Source organism: Streptomyces sp. NPDC104096, assembly GCF_055584385.1.
On the sequence record NZ_JBVJMD010000004.1, the window covers coordinates 283,431 to 299,200 of the forward strand.

Here is a 15,770-nt window from a genome sequence, read left to right on the forward strand (position 1 = left end):
GACGTCGGTCAGCCGCACTCGGGGCGTACGGGGCGGCGGTCGGCCGGTGCGGGCTCGGGCGCGGGGGCGGGCGGGGCGCTCGTCGTGGGGGTGTCGGCCCGGACGAGACCGCGGATCGCGGGGACCGCGAGCAGGGCGACGGGGACGACGAGGCTGACCACCGCGGAGACCAGCAGTACCTGGCCCGCGCCGAGCAGCGACGCCGCGGGGCCGGCCAGCGCCTGCCCGACGGGCATCATGGCCAGCGAGCCGGCGACGTCGTACGCGTGGATGCGGTTGAGGACGTCGGACGGGACCTGGGTCTGCACACTGGTCGCCCACATCACGCCCCAGAAGGACATGCCCGCCCCGGCGACGGCGGCGCAGGCCGCCATGGCCGGTATCCCGAGACCGGCGCCGACCGCCCCCGGGAACGCGGCGAAGCCGAACAGGGCGACGGCGCCGGCCCGCAGCATCCGGCGGGGGCGCAGCCGCAGGGCGAGGAGCCCGCCGACGACCGTGCCGGCGCCGAGGGCGGAGTTGACCAGGCCGTAGGCGCGGGGGCCGTGCTGCTGCACCACCTCGGCCGCCACCAGGGGCACGGTCGGACCCCAGACCGCGACCATGTACAGGCACCAGACGGCGATCACGCCCCACAGCCAGGTGCGGGCCCGGAACTCCCGCCAGCCCTCGACCAGATCGGTCCTGAAGCCGGCGGCGGTGGTGTGCGACCGCGCGGCGGAGGCCGGGGGGAGCGGGGGCAGGCGGAGCAGCAGCAGGCACAGGGCGCTGACCGCGTAGGTGGCGGCGTGGACGGCGAACACCGCGCCCGGCGAGGCGAAGCCGACGAGCAGGCCCGCCAGGGCGGGGCCGGCGAGCTGGGCGGCGGACTCGGCGACGCGTATGGCGCCGTTCGCGCCCTGGACGTCGGCGGCCAGCCGGGGCACGGTACTGGCGACACCGGGCTGGAACACCGCGGCGGCCACGCCGTTGACGAAGCCGATCAGACAGATCTCCCAGAGCACCACATGGCCGGCGAAGAACAGGCCGGCGGCCAGGGCCTGGGTGCCCAGGCGCACCAGATCGGCGCCGATCATGAGGACACGGGTGTCGAAGCGGTCGGCGACGACCCCGCCGAACACGACCAGTCCGGCGAAGGCGGCGGCCGTCGCGGCCATGGCGAGGCCGACCGCGCCGGCGCCGTACCCGTGCTGGAGCAGCCCCGCGGCGAGCGCGACCGGCAGCATGGTGTCGCCGAGCCGGGCGACGGCACGGCCGACGAAGAACAGGGCGAAGTCCCGCGACCGGAACAGCCGCGACCGCTCCCCCGGCGGTGTTCCGTCGTACGCCCGCTCGGGCGTCGCGGTCGAATCGGTCGTCCCGGCCGACTTGGCCGACTTGACCGACTCCGTGGTCTCTGTCGTCTCTTCCGACGGCGGTGTCCCGGTCATCCGCTGCTGCGCCCCTCCCCGACGACGTACGGGTGCCACGGGACCCGGCCCCACCCCGGCCGGTCCGGTCCCGCTACCGCCGACGGATCATGCCACGCGGCACCCGCGACGCCCACGGAATTTCAGTCCGCGGGCCGGCCCAGGTCCGGGTGCTCCTCCAGCAGCCGGGGCGATGCGGCCTGACGCCAGGAGTCGGCGAGGATGTCCCGCAGTTCCTGCTCGTCCTCCAGCGCGGCCAGCCGGGTCCGCACCCAGGCGAACTGCGCCTCGTGGCCGGCGATCCAGAACTTCCCGGGCTCGGCCAGGACCAGTTCGTCGCGCTCCTCCTTCGGGCAGCGCACGGCGATGGAGGTCTCGTCCTCGGGCAGCGTGGCGAACATCTTCCCCGCGACCCGGAAGGTGGGCATGTTCCAGGCGGTCTTCTCCGTGGTGTCCGGCAGGGAGAGGGCGATACGGCGTACGTCTTCGGCATCCGGCATGAGGGGCACCGTAGCCGCTGCCACCGACAGTCAGCCCGCGCGAGGCGTCCCGCCCACGTGCTTGTAGTACAGGGTGGTCGGCCGCAGCACCCCGTCCGGACTCGCCGCGTAGTCGGGGATCACGCCGGCCCTGGTCCAGCCGGCGGCGCGGTAGAGCCGCTCGGCGGGGCTGTCGGTCTCCGTGTCGAGGTGCAGGAGGGTGATGCCGGCTTCGACGGCCGCCTGCTCGGCGGTGGCCAGCAGGGCGCGCCCGAGGCCCCGGCCGCGGGCGTCCCGGTGCACCATCAGTTTCACGAGTTCGGCGCGGTGCCTGCTGTTGGGCTTGTCGGCGAAGACCAGGGTGACGGTGCCGAGCACGCGCCCCGCGTCCCGCGCCACCCACACCGCGAGCTGCCCGGAGCCGACCGCCTCGGCCCGCCCGCGCCACCAGGCGACGGCGTCCGTACGGTCGAGCGGTGCCAGGAAGCCGATCGAGGCGCCGCCGTGCACGGTGTCGGCGAGCAGGTCGGCCAGCTCCGGGACGGCGGCGAGCAGCCGGGGCCCGTCGAGCCGGGTGGTGGTCGCGGTCACGGCAGCACCACCGCCAGCAGGTACCGCGCGTCCGCGTCCTCGGGGCACCGGAACCGGGTCGGCCCCCACACCCGCAGCCGCAGGCAGTCGCCCGCGTCGAGCCGGTGGGCGACGTCCTGGGCGGTCACCTCCAGGGTCCCTTCGAGCACCCAGATGTGCTGTTCCAGGCCGGGCACGGGCGGCCGGTCGTAGGCGATGTCGGCGCCCGCCGTGAGCCGCCCCTCGACCAGTTCGCCGCGCAGTCCGGCCTGTGGCGGCGACACGGACCGCCGTACGAAGCCGGAGGCCCGGTCCTCCCACACCGGCTGCTCGGCCGCCCGCACCAGCCGGGCGGGCTCCGCCTCCACCTCGCTGAGCAGCTGGGACATGGTCCGCCCGTAGACCGCGCAGAGCCGGTTGAGCTGCGCGGCGGTGGGGCTGATCTCGGCCCGCTCGGCGCGGGACAGGGTGGAGCGGCTGACCCCGCTGCGCTCCGCCGCCTCGCCCAGCGACCAGCCGCGTCCGGCGCGCAGCTCGGCCAGCCGGGCGCCGAGCCGGACGTCCAGCCGGGCATCGGGGAGGGGGGCATCGGGGCGGACATCGGCGTCCTGCCCGTCGCCCGGTCCGGTCGTGTCCACTTCCTGTTCCATACCAGGGAGACTATCCCATATCAGGGATGGAATCCCAAATATGGGAAAGGATGTGATGCAGGATGTGCGACATCCCGTGAGTTCCCTGAGCCCCGCTGAGTCCCTGGGCCCGTGGCCAGGGCATTCTTCCTCCTTCGTGTGCTCTTCCGGCTTGTGACGTAACTTCGGGATTCTTGAAGCGTTCTCATCTCGTCCGACCGATTCGCAGTCGGGTCGAAGGTGAGGAGGTTCGGGTTGGCGGCGCTGGCAGTCGTACGGGACCTGCGTGAGCACTGGGCGCCCGCGTCGGCTGAGGAGCTGGAGCGGTTCGAGACCGATGTGCTGTCCGGGTTCGTCCTCGCACGGGCCTCAGCAGGGCTGACGGACGGCACCATCCGCGGGGACGTCGGTCACCTGGATCAGATCAGGACCTGGTTCGGCCGGCCCTTGTGGGACATGGAGCCTGCTGACGCGGACGTGTACTTCGGGAAGATGCTGCGGCACTCACCCAGCGGCACCCGGCTGGGCCGGTCGCAGGCATTGAGCACGTACTTCATGTTCCTGGAGCTGCGACACAAGGTCGAAATCCACCGGATGACCGGCCGAGTGGTCGAGTGCCCGATCGACGAGATGAACCGGCCGCGTGGGGCCAAGGACGCCCAGCTGCGGATCCCGCCGAGTGAGCCGGAGATCGGGACGTTGTTCACCGGCTGGGGCGGCGAGCTGGCCACCTGCCGGAAGTTCGCCCCCACTGCCCGGAACTACACCGCCTCGAAGCTGATGTCCCAGGTTGGCTTGCGGGTGAGCGAGGCATGTGGGCTCGACCTGGACGACATCAAGTGGGATCTGGGCCGCTTCGGAAAACTCCACGTCCGCCACGGCAAGGGGGCCCGTGGCTCGGGGCCGCGCGAGCGGATGGTTCCGCTGATCAACGGTGCCGACCAGACACTGCGGTGGTTCATCGAAGACGTGTGGGGCCAGTTCGATGACGATCACACTCGCCCTGGTGCCCCGCTGTTCCCCTCCGAGCGCAAGAACACCGACGGCTCCGCCCGCCGGGTCGGCGACGACGCCCTGCGCAACGGGCTCGACAACGCGGTCGAGGCTCATCTGGCGAGTTGGACGGACAGGTTGACACCGCATGTCCTGCGGCATTTCTGCGCGTCTCAACTCTACGGAAACGGGCTGGATTTGCTCGCGATCCAGGAGGTCTTAGGACATTCCTGGATCGCTACGACCATGCGGTATATCCATGTGCAGCAGACCCGGGTCGAGGACGCCTGGGTCGCCGGGATGGAACGGGCCGCGAAGCGGCTGGAAGGACTGGCCCGATGAGGTGGAACCTGCGGCTGACCGCCGCGAACAAGGGTATCTGGAAGGCGTCCGAACTCCAGCGGAGCCTGGCCGAGCACGGCCTGGTGATCTCGGCCGGCAAGATGTCCGGGCTGTGGTCCGGCCAGCCGGTCTCGCTCAAGCTGGAGGACCTGGACGTCATCTGCGTGGTCCTCGGCTGCGAGATCGGAGACCTGCTGATCCCCGAACCGGAGAGGGTCCGCCGCCCTGGCCAGGCAGAGGAGAGCGAACGGTCCGCGGTCGGTGCGGGAACCGCCGCACCGAAGGTGATCCCCAAGCGCCGGGACGGCCGGTCGCTGCCGCCGGAGTGAGCCGATGGCACGGTTCCCGAAGGGCTACGTCAAGCCCACCGACTCCTGCGACAGCTGCCTGGCCTGGGGAAACTTCAGCGGCCACCTCTGCCCCACCTGCTACATGTTCGGCCGCAGCCACGACGCGGCCGCATGCACCGGCTGCCACCGCGTCCAGCCGCTGAAGTGGAACTACTGCCGCCTGTGCTGGTGCCAGGCCCGCCTCAGTGCGAAGGCCATCGTCGGCCAGCCCACGGACGAGACGGACGTGCGGGACCGGCTCGCCGCCGTCCGGCATCACCAACTGTTCTTCGTCGGGATGCACTACCGCAGGAGACCGACCCCCGCGGCTCGGACGCGCGGAGGACGGCGGGGAGCCCCGCCCAAGCCACCTCCTTCATCGGCCTGGCGCCCGGATCCCGGCTGGCAGCAGCTACCGCTGTTCACACAGATCCCCCGTGACTACAGCCGACTCGCTCTGGCCGACGCCGATCTAGCCAGCCCCTGGCTGACCTGGGCGAAGTACCTTGCCCACCGGCTCGCCGAGGCCCGCGGCTGGGGACGTAACATCCGCTTCGCGGTCAACCGCGGCCTGGTCCTCGTCCTCACCGGCTACGTCGAGGGCGACGTCATCCGGCACACGGAGATCTTCGCCCCGCTGCGGGCCCTGGACCTGCCGGTCGGCCACACCGTCACGGTCCTGGACGAGATGGGGATCTTCGAGGACGACAGCGAACCCTCCTTCGAACGCTGGCTCGCCGAGAGGTTGGAGGGTCTCGCACCCGGCATCCGCTCGGAGGCCGAGCGCTGGACCCGCGTCCTGCGCAACGGCGGCCCCCGCAGCCTCCCACGACGGGAAGGCACGGTCTGGCTCTACCTCAACAGAGTCCGTCCGGCCCTGCTGGAATGGTCGAACCCCTACGACCACCTGCGCGAAGTGACCCGCGACGACGTCCTCACCTACATCAAGACACTGCACGGCCACCAGCGCCACGACCAACTCGTCGCCCTGCGCTCGCTGTTCACATGGGCCAAGCGGAACGAGCTGATCTTCCGCAACCCCACCAGTCGGATCAAGGTCGGGCAATACGAGTACGCCGTGCTGCAACCGCTCGTCCCCGAGCAGGTCGACCGCTCCGTCGCAGCGGCCACCACCCCGGCGACACGGCTCATCCTCGCCCTCGCAGCGGTCCACGCCGCCCGGGTCGCCCAGATCGCCAACCTCATGCTCGACGACCTCGACCTCGGAAACCGAAGGCTGACCATCGCCGGACGTGCCCGCCCGATCGACGACCTCACCCTGAAGCTGCTGCTGGACTGGCTGGAGCACCGGCGAAACCGGTGGCCGAACACCGCGAACCTCCACCTACTGATCAACAACCAGACCGCCACGAAGACCAGCCGCGCCAGCAACCACTGGATCAGCGCCGCAATGCGCGGGCAGGACGCGACGCTGGAACGGCTCCGCGTCGACCGCCAACTCGAAGAGGCCCTGACCCACGGGCCCGACCCGCTCCACCTCGCCGAGGTGTTCGGCCTAGACGAAAAGACCGCGATGCGCTACGCGGACTCCGCACGCGCGCTGCTGCACCAGGCCGCTGAACAGCCACTTCAGTGAAGTCCGCTTGACCGGTCCACGCCTTTGCTGAGGATGAGCACGCGAGGCACAGTCAGCATCCAGGGCCGATCGGCGGAGACGACGTCAGAACGAGGGCAGCGTTCCGCAGTTGGGCCGTCCACGTCTGCTGGTCAAGCCCCAACGTGTACTCGATGCAGCAATCGCATTGCGGGATCAGCGCCACGAACGATTGCTCCGCCGCCGTCTCGACCTCCGTCTCCCACCAGTCGTCCGTCGCCAGGTCAGCGGGAGTTATCTCTCCATCGATGAGCCTAGCCGCCATCCGACGCAGAGCGTGGCGCCGTGCCAAGCCCCGATCCGGCAACCCGATCCCGGACTCGGCAAGTGCTTGCTCGAACGCGTCGCGAATATCGCGGGCATCCGCATTGCGAGGCCAACCGGCGAGCTCGCACAATGCCGGGGTGTCCAGTCCGGCTGCGAGCGCCTCAGCAGCGATCATCGGCAGATCCTCCGGGTGTATCTCATCCGCCTGATAACGGCACGCCACCTCACCCAGAGATGTGAGCTCACTCTGCATAGAGGTTTCCGGTTCCGGTGTCGTTCCTTCTGCTCTCATGACTCCTACGGTGTCAGCACCGCTTCCAGGGAAGGCACCCAGGGGCGGATCCCTCGGCACCCACCCCGCGTGTTCGCCTGAACCCGGGGGCCGAACCCACGAGAACACGACCGTCCACCCTCGGGTTCCCGCGAAAGGTCCTTCAGTTTCCGTGAACTCGCGGGCCTCCCGAGGCTTGAGGAACATCCGCGCCAGATCGTGCGCTAAGCCCGGATCGCCCCTGGTGGGCACTTGACAGAACGCCGACACAGGGGCGGTCGTGAAGTCGTTCCACAGATAACGCCCTATTATCTGCGGCATCGCCGATCACGGCCTGCGGCGACGTCGCGGGGCCGCAGCGCGAAGCGACCCTGTTATCTGCGGCAAAGGGGAGACGGTGCCCGCGGTCCCGCTGCTGCCGACCGGGAAGGCGTTGACGGTCCGGACGGCGGCCGACGCCTTCCTCGACTCGCTCGCCAACCCGAACACTGTCCGGAACTACGGTATCGCTGTCGGTAAGACCGCCGAGCACCTCGGCGAGGGCCGGCCGCTCGCCACGGTGGCGGACGACGAGATCGGCGAGACGCTGGAGCTGCTGTGGGGCAGCTCGGCGGTGAACACCTGGAACGCCCGCCGCGGCGCGGTGCTGTCCTGGACGAGCTGGTGCGCGGAGCGCGGCTACGACGGGCCGACGGTCCCGTCCTGGGCCAAGCGGATGCCGCCGCCGGACTCCGACACCCCGGTGCGCTCGAAGATGGCGATCGACCGGCTGATCGCCCGCCGCGACGTACACCTGCGGGAGAAGACCCTGTGGCGGATGCTCTACGAGACCTGCGCCCGCTCCGAGGAGATCCTGGACGTCAACATCGAGGACCTGGACCTGGACCTGGACCTGGACCTGGACCTGGACCTGTCCGGCCGCCGCTGCCCGGTGAAATCCAAGGGCGCCCAACCCAAGGTCCGCCGCCGCGGCGCCGCCCGCACCGACTACGTGCTGGAGACGGTGTTCTGGGACGCCGGCACCGCCCGGCTGCTGCCGCGCCTGCTCAAGGGCCGCACCCGTGGGCCAGTGTTCGTCACCCACCGCCGCCCCGGCCCCGGCAAGGTGGTCAGCCCGCGCGACGTCTGCCCGGACACTGGGCTCGCCCGTCTCTCCTACGGGCAGGCCCGCGCGCTGCTTGATGAGCACACTGCGCACGCGGGTCCCGGCACTGGCTGGGACCTGCACGAGTACCGGCACTCCTCCCTGACCCACCTCGGCGAGCAGGGGCCTCCAAGCTGATGCTGATGGCCAAGTCCCGGCACAAGAAGGTCGAGAACGTCCGCCGCTACTTCAGGCCCTCGGCGGAGGCCATTGCGGATGTCACCAGTCTGTTGGCGCCGGGCGACGCGCGGCGCTGACCACCGAGGTGGTTTCACCGAGTGTTCTGGTCGACAGGACTGGTTTCACTGACCCCTGCGGCCGAAGCGGCTCATGTCTCGCCAGGCTGGGAGACGGGTGCGGGGATCTGGGCGTCGGCTTGCGTGGCGGCGAGGCTGCCGAGGAGTTTGACCCGTTCCTCGGTCGGTGAGCCGGCGGCGCTGGTGTAGGCGAACATCATCCATCCGGGATGGTCGGGCAGTTCGACGCCTTCGTAGACGAATTCGAGGTCGCCGACGGCGGGGTGGTGGATGTGCTTGGTGCCGGTGCGATGCAGGCGGACGTCGTGGGCCGACCAGCGGCGGCTGAACGCGTCGCTGCGGGTCGCAAGTTCCCCGATGAGGTCGGAAAGGACCTTGTCGCGCGGATTGCGTCCTGCGGCGGTGCGCAGGTTCGCGGCGGAGGCGTCTGCTGCGTGCTCCCACTGCGGGTAGAAGGTGCGCGCGGCGGGGCTGAGAAAGATGAACCGCGCGGTGTTGTTCCGGGTGTCCGGGTCGTCGAGCAGCGGAGCGAGCAGGGCCCGGGCGAGCGGGTTGGTAGCGAGGATGTCGGCCCGCTGGTTGACGATCCATGCGGGTGCGCCGGTGATCGCGTCGAGGAACCGCTGGAGGGAGGGGCGGATCGTCGATTGGGCGGGACGGGCTCGGCGGCGGCTCGGTGAGGGGTTCGCGGCGCGGGCGAGGTCGTGCAGGTGCTCGGTCTCCGCGTCGTCCAGGCGCAGGGCGCGGGCGAGGGCGTCGAGTACTTCGGGGGAGACGCCGGCGAGGTTTCCGCGTTCCATCTTGGCGTAGTAGTCGCTGCTCATTCCGGCGAGCATGGCGACTTCCTCACGGCGCAGGCCGGGCAGGCGGCGGCGGCCTCCGGTGACGATGCCTGCCTGCTCGGGGGTGATGCGGTCGCGTCGGGTGCGCAGGAAGTCCCGTACCTCGGCCTGGTTGTCCATGGCCTCCACGGTACGGCTGTGCGGGGGTGTGTAGGAGTGACTGCCAGTACACGTATAAGCGGTTCCTCGCGCCGCCTGTGGGGCGGTGCTGGAATGGCCACGTCGGGGTGATCCGGACCATTCGGACCGCCGAGCTCTGACCGTCAGCAGACGGTCGGCCACGCAACGTGACAATGAAGGACAGGAAACACGAGATGAGCCAGGACCAGAAGCAGGGGCGCGTCGCCGTCATCACCGGCGCCTCCTCCGGGATCGGTGCCGCGACCGCCCGGTCCCTGCACGCCGCGGGCTACCGGGTCGCGCTGCTCGCCCGCCGCACGGAGCGCATCAAGGCCCTCGCCGACGAGCTCGGCGACGGTGCGATCGCCGTCTCCGCCGACGTCACCGACCGCGGCGCCCTGGTCACGGCGGCCGAACAGGTGAAGCGGGAGTTCGGCGGCACGGACGTGCTGGTGAACAACGCCGGGGTCATGCTGCTGGGTCCGTTCGCCGCCGAGCAGCGCGAGGACTACCGCACGATGATCGAGGTCAACCTGCTCGGGGCGATCACGGCCACCGAGGTGTTCCTCGACCAGCTCAAGGACGGCGGCGGCGACATCGTGAACATCTCCTCCGTCGCCGGCCGGGTCGCCAACGTCGGCAGCGGCGTGTACGCGGCCACCAAGTTCGGCATCAACGGCTGGTCGGAGTCGCTGCGCAAGGAGCTGCTGCCCGACGTGCGCGTCACCGTGATCGAGCCGGGCGTCGTCGCCACCGAGCTGCCCACCCACATCACCCACGAGGCGACCCGCCAGGGCGCCAAGGAGCTCTACGACGCCGCCGAGGTCACCGCCGAGGATGTCGCCGAGGTCGTCACCTTCGCCCTCCAGCGCCCCCGGCACCTGGCCATCCACGAGATCCTGCTGCGCCCCGCCGGCCAGGTGCTCTGACCTCCCTCCCCCCGACCGCGGGCACCGTTCGGCGCCCGCACGGACGAGGACGGCGCGCTGCGGCACCGACGCCCGCCGCGCCGCAGCCGCTGCTCAACCGGCATCGACCAGCAAACGAACAGGACCACTTGTGAAGCACATCAAGCTGCGTGACCTGGACGTGGCCCGTATCGGCCTGGGAGCCATGGGCATGTCCCACGGCTACACCGGCGCCGGCACCGACGACGACCAGTCCGTCCGCACCATCCACCGTGCCCTGGAGCTGGGTATCACCCTCATCGACACCGCCGAGGTCTACGGCCCCTACACCAACGAGGAACTGGTGGGGCGCGCCCTCAAGGGCCGCCGCGACCAGGTGGTGCTGGCCACCAAGTTCGGCCTGATCTCCCACACCGGCCGCCAGGGCACCGACAGCAGCCCGGCCAACGTCCGCGCCGCCGTCGAGGGCTCCCTGAAGCGCCTGGGCACCGACCGCATCGACCTGTACTACCAGCACCGCGTCGACCCCGGCACCCCCATCGAGGAGACCGTCGGCGCACTCGCCGAACTCGTCGCCGAAGGCAAGATCAGGCACATCGGCCTCTCGGAGGCCGGGCCCGACACCATCCGCCGCGCCCACGCCGTCCACCCCGTCACCGCGGTGCAGTCCGAGTACTCGCTGTTCACCCGCGACCCCGAAGCCCACGTCCTGCCCACCCTGCGCGAGCTGAACATCGGCTTCGTCCCGTTCTCCCCGCTCGGCCGCGGCTTCCTGACCGGCACGATCCGCGATCCGGGGCAGTTCGACGCCGACGACTTCCGCGCCGACAACCCCCGCTTCACCGGCGCCAACTTCCAGCACAACCTGCGCCTGGCCGACCAGGTCGCCGCCATCGCCACCGAGATCGGCGCCACCCCGGCGCAGGTCGCCCTGGCCTGGCTGCTCGCGCAGGGCGACTTCATCGCGCCGATCCCCGGCACCCGCCGCGTGACCCGCGTCGAGGAGAACGCCAGCGCCGACGCCGTCCACCTCACCGACGACCAGCTCGCCCGGCTGAGTGCCCTGCCCCCGGCCGCCGGAGACACCCACAACGCGGCCCAGATGCGCATGATGGAACGCGAATGACCGGCACCAACCCGCGCATCGCGCCGGACCTCGTCCGTCGTGCCGCCCCGAAACTCGCCGACCTCACCGACGACGTCCTGTTCGCCGACCTCTGGCAGCGCCCGGAGCTGTCCCCACGCGAACGCAGCCTGATCACCGTCGCCGCCCTGGTGGCGCTGGGCCGCGACACCCAGCTGACCGGCCACCTGCACCGCGCCCTCGACAACGGCCTCACCCCCGGCGAACTCGCCGAGGCGATCACCCACCTCGCCTTCTACGCCGGCTGGCCCGCCGCGATGAGCGCCACCGGCGTCCTGGCCCAGGTCACCGAACCCACCCGCTGAGCCGGCACCACCGGCCGGCCACCCGTCCCTTCCAGGAGAATCCCGTGCAGCACGTCACCTTGAACAACGGCGTCAAGATGCCGATCCTCGGCTTCGGCGTCTTCCAGATCGACGCGGACAAGACCGAGCTCGCCGTCACCCAGGCCCTGGAGGCCGGCTACCGGCTGCTGGACACCGCCGCCGCCTACGGCAACGAGGAAGCCGTCGGCCACGCCATCAAGAACAGCGGCATCCCGCGCGAGGAACTGTTCATCACCACCAAGCTGTGGGTCCAGGACGCCCCCGCCCAGGACAACACCCGCCGCGCCCTGGAGACGTCCCTGGCCAAGCTCGGCCTCGACCACGTCGACCTGTACCTGATGCACCAGCCCTACGGCGACGTCTACGGCCAGTGGCGCGCCATGGAGACCGCCCAGCACGAAGGCCTGACCCGGGCGACCGGCGTCGCCAACTTCTACCCCGACCGCCTCCTGGACCTGATCCTCAACAACGAGATCACCCCGGCCGTCAACCAGATCGAGACCCACCCCTTCTTCCAACGAGACGCCGACCACGCCCTGATGCGCGAGCACCGGGTGCAGCACCAGGCGTGGGGCGGCTTCGCCGAAGGCAAGAACGACCTGTTCACCCACCCCGTCCTCGCCGGCATCGGCGAGGCGCACGGCAAGTCGGTGGCGCAGGTCGTGCTGCGCTGGCTGATCCAGAGCGACATCGTCACCATCCCCAAGTCCGTCAACCCCGACCGGATGGCGCAGAACATCGACGTCTTCGACTTCCAGCTCACCGACGAGCAGGTGACGCAGATCGCCGCCCTCGACACCGGCAAGACCCTGTTCTTCGACCACCATGACCCCGAGATGGTCGCCTGGCTCAGCAAGCGCCGCCTCGACAACTGACCTGCGGCACCATCCGGCTCCGGCCCGGTGGGCGCGAGTGCCGTGCCGGGGAGCGGGGGTGCTGTGCGCTCAGCCCCGGTCGGCCTGCTCGGGGTCGCGCAGCGGCCGCAGGCCGCCGGGCATCTCGGGCAGCAGGAAGCTGTACCGGCCCAGCATGTTGACGTGGTGCCGGACGAACGGGGAGAGCCGGGCGACGTCCTGCTCGCGGACGTCGAAGCCGTCGGCGCGCAGCCGGTCGAGGGCGGCGTCCATGTAGCGGGTGTTGAAGAGCACGAGGGCGTTGAAAACCAGGCCGAGCGCGCCGATCTGGTCTTCCATGCCTTCCTGGTAGTGCTGGTAGAGCTGCCCGGCGCGGCCGTGGAAGATCTTGCGGGCGAGTGCGTGGCGGCCCTCCTGCAGGTTGGCCTGGCTCTTGATCTGGCGCCGGTAGGTGGGCTCGTCGGCCAGGCGCAGGATGTGCAGGGTCTTGGCGATCCGGCCGTAGTGCGCGATGGCGTCGCCGAGCTGGGTGGGCCGGCCGTCGCGCGAGAGCATCCGGATCACGTCGTGGGCGCGCACCGCGCCGGTGTGGATGGAGCCGATGATCCGCAGCACGTCTTCCCAGTGGCGCGCGATCCGCTCCAGGTCGATCCGGCCGCGGGCGGTGTCCTGGAAGGGGCCGTAGTCGGCGGTGCGGTCGATGCGCCACATCTTCTGGTCGGGCAGGTCGGCCAGCTGCGGGGCGTAGGTGAACCCGGCCAGGGTGAGCAGGCCGAACACGATGTCGGAGTACGAGGCGGTGTCGGTGACGATCACCTCCGGGCGGCGGCCGCCGTCGCGGTCGTAGAGGACGTCCAGCACGTGGAGGGAGTCGCGCGGGGTGCCGGCGACCACCTTCCCGCCGAGTCCTGCGGCCTGGTCGTTGATCAGGTTGAGCCATGTCGCCCCGGCCCGCCGTCCGGCGCCGCCGGTGGAGGCGCCGAAGTACTTCGGGTTCGGGCGCGCGTACACCGAGGGCACCGGGACGACGAACCGCATGCCGTCGACCGAGGCGACCAGGCCGCCGCCCCACGCCTGCGCGAGCGGGATCGACGCCTGCGCTGCGATGAGCGCCGAGTTGGCCTGACGGTAGGTCTCCAGCCTGAGGTAGGTCTGGTCGACATGGGACAGCCGGCCGTACCTGAGCGCGTCCGCGCCTCCGATCACCGGGATGTAGCCGACGTTGCAGCCGTGCGCGACCAGCAGCGCCGCGATCGTCACGTGCAGGTCCCGCAGCCTCACCTCGCCGCCGGTCACCGAGGTGAACGCCTGGTCCGCACCGGTCCAGGAGAACACCTCCAGCAGCACCTCCGGCAGGTCGACGCGGGGCAGCATCGAGTTCACGGCCGCGCGCAGCTCCAGCAGCGAGGCGGGCTCCGGCTCGGGCTCCAAAGCGGCGAAGTGCAGCCGGCCGTCGTCGTCGAAGACGATCTGCGCGTTCGCCGGCACCTGGGAGGCCACTTCCCGGTAGGTGCCGTCCAGCAGCGCGGCCCGCTCGGCCAGGTGCTCGCGCGCGTCGTCGGGCAGGCCGAGCGAGGCCAGCACGGTCGGCTTCGCCGCCTCCCACGCCGCTCCGGCCAGCAGCTTGGCCCGCGGGTCGCCCCACTTCGAGGAGTTCTTGGCGAACACCTCCTTGCGCCGCAGCAGCCGGTGGGCCTGCTCCAGCACACAGAACGTGTACGCCTTCCAGTCCACCTCGCCCGGCTCCAGGTGCGGCGCGGCCAGCACCAGCCGCTTCCACGAGCCGGACAGCAGCTCGATGTCGATCTCGGCCTGCCCCACCCTCTTGCGGCCCATCAGCTCCGGCAGTGACCTGAGCGCCTTCACCACCGTCAGGCCCTCCGGGGTGGCGCCGAAGTCGACCACCGTCACCAGCAGCTTCAGGAACGGCCGCACCGTGTTGAACCGGGTGACCAGCACCCGCCGCCACGCCTCGTCGGCGTCCGAGTCCAGCGGCGGCGTCAACTCGAACATGGCGGCGATCGCCGCCGCCAGCTCCTCGCGGGGCACCACCGCCTCGATCTCCTCCCACATCGCCGCCAGGGTCGCCACCTTCGGCTCGGTGACCTCCCCCGTGGTCGTGTCGACCTGCTCGGCGGTGGTGTCGAAGACGACCTGCAGCGCGACGGCGAGCTTCGCGCCGGCCCTCTCGCCCTTCGGCAGGGTCCGCAGCTTCTCCTTCGCTGTGTCCCGCTCCGCCCGCGCCAGCAGCCTGGTGGCGACCAGCACCTCCAGCAGGTCCAGGGCGTCGTCCACCGCCCTCGTCGTCAGGTACACCGCGGTTGCCAGCAGCGTCGCCAGCCGCCGGGCGTCCCCGTGCCTGCGCAGCAGCGACGCCTTGCCGTCCACGCCGTACCGGGACAGCTCCGCCAGCCGACGCGGCGGGATCCCGGCTACGTCCAGCTCGCCCATGCCGAGTGCGGCGATCTCCTCGGCGCGCTCCAGCGCGGCCTTCATCTGCGGTCCCGACACTCGCACCGGCCCGCGCCGCAGCCGGTCCAGCTCCGAGACCCGCTGCCCGGCCGGGACCTCCAGCAGGTCGTCCAGCACCGCCCGCTGGCCGGCGTTCAGCAGGCCGTGCAGGGTCTCCCACAGCCGCTGGTTCGCCGCCTCCCGCACCGACGCGCCACCAACCTAGCCAGCCGGCTCACCCCCGGCAGCAGCACCCGCCGCTCGCGAATCCACCCCACCGCCGCGTCGAACAGCGCCTTCGGCCCGTCCCCGGTCGTCCAGGCCCGCGCGTCCAGCCACTCCACCAACTCGTCCCGGACCTCGGCGAAGTCGCGCCACCCGCCGTCCTGCTGGATCTCCCCGGCGTGCGAACGGGCAGTCCCGTCCCGCTCGCCGTACTCCGCCAGCACCCCAGGGTCGGCGATCCCCAGCTGCTCGGCCAGGTACTCGGCCACCTCCACCGGCACCTGCCGCGGGTCCGGCATGAACCGCCCCAGGAACCGCACGCTGGTCAGCTGGACCGCGAACCCCAGCCGGTTGTGCGCCCGCCGCTTCGCCTGCACCTTCTCCCGGTCCGCGTCGTCCAGGAAGAAGAACCGCTCCAGCTCCGCCCGCACCGGCGCCCCGTAGAACGCCCCATACCGGGCCGCCTGCTGATCCGTCAGAAACTCGACCGCCACCACGGCCCTCCGAAGATCGACAACATCGACCCGCGAAGATTCGAGCCCCAGATCAGCCCTGGTCAACGGGCTCGCGTGACTGGCCAGCCCTTAGCGCACGA

General features: G+C 71.0%; 13 protein-coding genes and 2 pseudogenes. 8 read left to right on the forward strand and 7 right to left on the reverse strand.

The window, feature by feature from the left end; genetic code table 11:
• Nucleotides 1–8 precede the first annotated feature (8 nt).
• From ACZ60B_RS07420 to ACZ60B_RS07435, 4 genes are all read right to left on the reverse strand, one after another.
• The gene (locus ACZ60B_RS07420) at nt 9–1,430 is read right to left on the reverse strand and encodes an MFS transporter (protein WP_469385002.1); all 1,422 of its coding nucleotides are present in this window, start codon (nt 1,428–1,430) and stop codon (nt 9–11) included.
• 122 nt (nt 1,431–1,552) lie between these two features.
• Nucleotides 1,553–1,909: an MmcQ/YjbR family DNA-binding protein gene (locus tag ACZ60B_RS07425; protein ID WP_469385004.1), complete on the reverse strand. Its 357-nt coding sequence runs from the start codon at nt 1,907–1,909 to the stop codon at nt 1,553–1,555.
• A 30-nt stretch (nt 1,910–1,939) separates the two neighbouring features.
• A complete protein-coding gene (locus ACZ60B_RS07430; RefSeq protein ID WP_469385005.1) occupies nt 1,940–2,479 on the reverse strand; it encodes a GNAT family N-acetyltransferase in 540 nt (179 codons plus the stop codon).
• Complete coding sequence (locus tag ACZ60B_RS07435; protein WP_469385007.1) at nt 2,476–3,108, reverse strand: helix-turn-helix domain-containing protein; 633 nt, start codon at nt 3,106–3,108, stop codon at nt 2,476–2,478. Before ACZ60B_RS07435 ends, ACZ60B_RS07430 begins: the two co-directional genes overlap by 4 nt.
• A gap of 234 nt (nt 3,109–3,342) precedes the next feature.
• Here ACZ60B_RS07435 and ACZ60B_RS07440 point away from each other — a divergent pair, with 234 nt between their 5' ends.
• The 3 genes from ACZ60B_RS07440 to ACZ60B_RS07450 are packed head-to-tail and all read left to right on the forward strand — an operon-like array spanning nt 3,343 to nt 6,348.
• Nucleotides 3,343–4,422, forward strand: coding sequence for a tyrosine-type recombinase/integrase (locus tag ACZ60B_RS07440; RefSeq protein ID WP_469385010.1), 1,080 nt, complete (start codon nt 3,343–3,345; stop codon nt 4,420–4,422).
• Nucleotides 4,419–4,751, forward strand: a complete 333-nt coding sequence (locus tag ACZ60B_RS07445) for a helix-turn-helix domain-containing protein (RefSeq protein ID WP_469385011.1) — start codon at nt 4,419–4,421, stop codon at nt 4,749–4,751. The genes ACZ60B_RS07440 and ACZ60B_RS07445 overlap by 4 nt, the downstream gene beginning before the upstream one ends.
• Before the next feature lie 4 nt (nt 4,752–4,755).
• Nucleotides 4,756–6,348, forward strand: a complete 1,593-nt coding sequence (locus tag ACZ60B_RS07450; RefSeq protein WP_469385012.1) for a hypothetical protein — start codon at nt 4,756–4,758, stop codon at nt 6,346–6,348.
• A 52-nt stretch (nt 6,349–6,400) separates the two neighbouring features.
• Here the strand turns inward: ACZ60B_RS07450 and ACZ60B_RS07455 are convergent, their stop codons facing one another.
• On the reverse strand, nt 6,401–6,925 hold the full coding sequence (locus ACZ60B_RS07455; protein ID WP_469385014.1) for a hypothetical protein: 525 nt from the start codon (nt 6,923–6,925) through the stop codon (nt 6,401–6,403).
• 376 nt (nt 6,926–7,301) lie between these two features.
• On the opposite strand from ACZ60B_RS07455, the pseudogene ACZ60B_RS07460 reads away from it, so the two are divergent.
• Nucleotides 7,302–8,305 (forward strand): annotated as a pseudogene (locus ACZ60B_RS07460) (site-specific integrase).
• A 71-nt stretch (nt 8,306–8,376) separates the two neighbouring features.
• On the opposite strand, the gene ACZ60B_RS07465 reads toward ACZ60B_RS07460, so the two are convergent.
• The gene (locus ACZ60B_RS07465; RefSeq protein WP_469385015.1) at nt 8,377–9,267 is read right to left on the reverse strand and encodes a helix-turn-helix transcriptional regulator; all 891 of its coding nucleotides are present in this window, start codon (nt 9,265–9,267) and stop codon (nt 8,377–8,379) included.
• A 194-nt stretch (nt 9,268–9,461) separates the two neighbouring features.
• Here ACZ60B_RS07465 and ACZ60B_RS07470 point away from each other — a divergent pair, with 194 nt between their 5' ends.
• The 4 genes from ACZ60B_RS07470 (at nt 9,462) to ACZ60B_RS07485 (ending at nt 12,520) form a co-directional block, all read left to right on the forward strand.
• On the forward strand, nt 9,462–10,196 hold the full coding sequence (locus tag ACZ60B_RS07470; protein ID WP_469385017.1) for an SDR family oxidoreductase: 735 nt from the start codon (nt 9,462–9,464) through the stop codon (nt 10,194–10,196).
• A gap of 130 nt (nt 10,197–10,326) precedes the next feature.
• Nucleotides 10,327–11,301 carry an aldo/keto reductase gene (locus tag ACZ60B_RS07475; RefSeq protein ID WP_469385019.1) on the forward strand — a complete coding sequence of 325 codons (975 nt, stop codon included), beginning with the start codon at nt 10,327–10,329 and terminating at the stop codon, nt 11,299–11,301.
• Nucleotides 11,298–11,624 carry a carboxymuconolactone decarboxylase family protein gene (locus ACZ60B_RS07480; protein ID WP_469385021.1) on the forward strand — a complete coding sequence of 109 codons (327 nt, stop codon included), beginning with the start codon at nt 11,298–11,300 and terminating at the stop codon, nt 11,622–11,624. Before ACZ60B_RS07475 ends, ACZ60B_RS07480 begins: the two co-directional genes overlap by 4 nt.
• Nucleotides 11,625–11,668: 44 nt before the next feature.
• A complete protein-coding gene (locus ACZ60B_RS07485) occupies nt 11,669–12,520 on the forward strand; it encodes an aldo/keto reductase (protein ID WP_469385023.1) in 852 nt (283 codons plus the stop codon).
• A gap of 69 nt (nt 12,521–12,589) precedes the next feature.
• Here ACZ60B_RS07485 and ACZ60B_RS07490 read toward each other — a convergent pair.
• Nucleotides 12,590–15,669, reverse strand: a pseudogene (locus tag ACZ60B_RS07490) (Tn3 family transposase).
• Between the last annotated feature and the right edge of the window lie 101 nt (nt 15,670–15,770).

What these genes read in the sequence shown, in the direction of transcription:
- ACZ60B_RS07420 (WP_469385002.1), bottom strand. Translation starts at nt 1,430, where the DNA reads ATGACCGGGACACCGCCGTCGGAAGAGACGACAGAGACCACGGAGTCG.
- ACZ60B_RS07425 (WP_469385004.1), bottom strand. Translation starts at nt 1,909, where the DNA reads ATGCCGGATGCCGAAGACGTACGCCGTATCGCCCTCTCCCTGCCGGAC.
- ACZ60B_RS07435 (WP_469385007.1), bottom strand. Translation starts at nt 3,108, where the DNA reads ATGGAACAGGAAGTGGACACGACCGGACCGGGCGACGGGCAGGACGCC.
- ACZ60B_RS07445 (WP_469385011.1), top strand. Translation starts at nt 4,419, where the DNA reads ATGAGGTGGAACCTGCGGCTGACCGCCGCGAACAAGGGTATCTGGAAG.
- ACZ60B_RS07450 (WP_469385012.1), top strand. Translation starts at nt 4,756, where the DNA reads ATGGCACGGTTCCCGAAGGGCTACGTCAAGCCCACCGACTCCTGCGAC.
- ACZ60B_RS07455 (WP_469385014.1), bottom strand. Translation starts at nt 6,925, where the DNA reads ATGAGAGCAGAAGGAACGACACCGGAACCGGAAACCTCTATGCAGAGT.
- ACZ60B_RS07465 (WP_469385015.1), bottom strand. Translation starts at nt 9,267, where the DNA reads ATGGACAACCAGGCCGAGGTACGGGACTTCCTGCGCACCCGACGCGAC.
- ACZ60B_RS07470 (WP_469385017.1), top strand. Translation starts at nt 9,462, where the DNA reads ATGAGCCAGGACCAGAAGCAGGGGCGCGTCGCCGTCATCACCGGCGCC.
- ACZ60B_RS07480 (WP_469385021.1), top strand. Translation starts at nt 11,298, where the DNA reads ATGACCGGCACCAACCCGCGCATCGCGCCGGACCTCGTCCGTCGTGCC.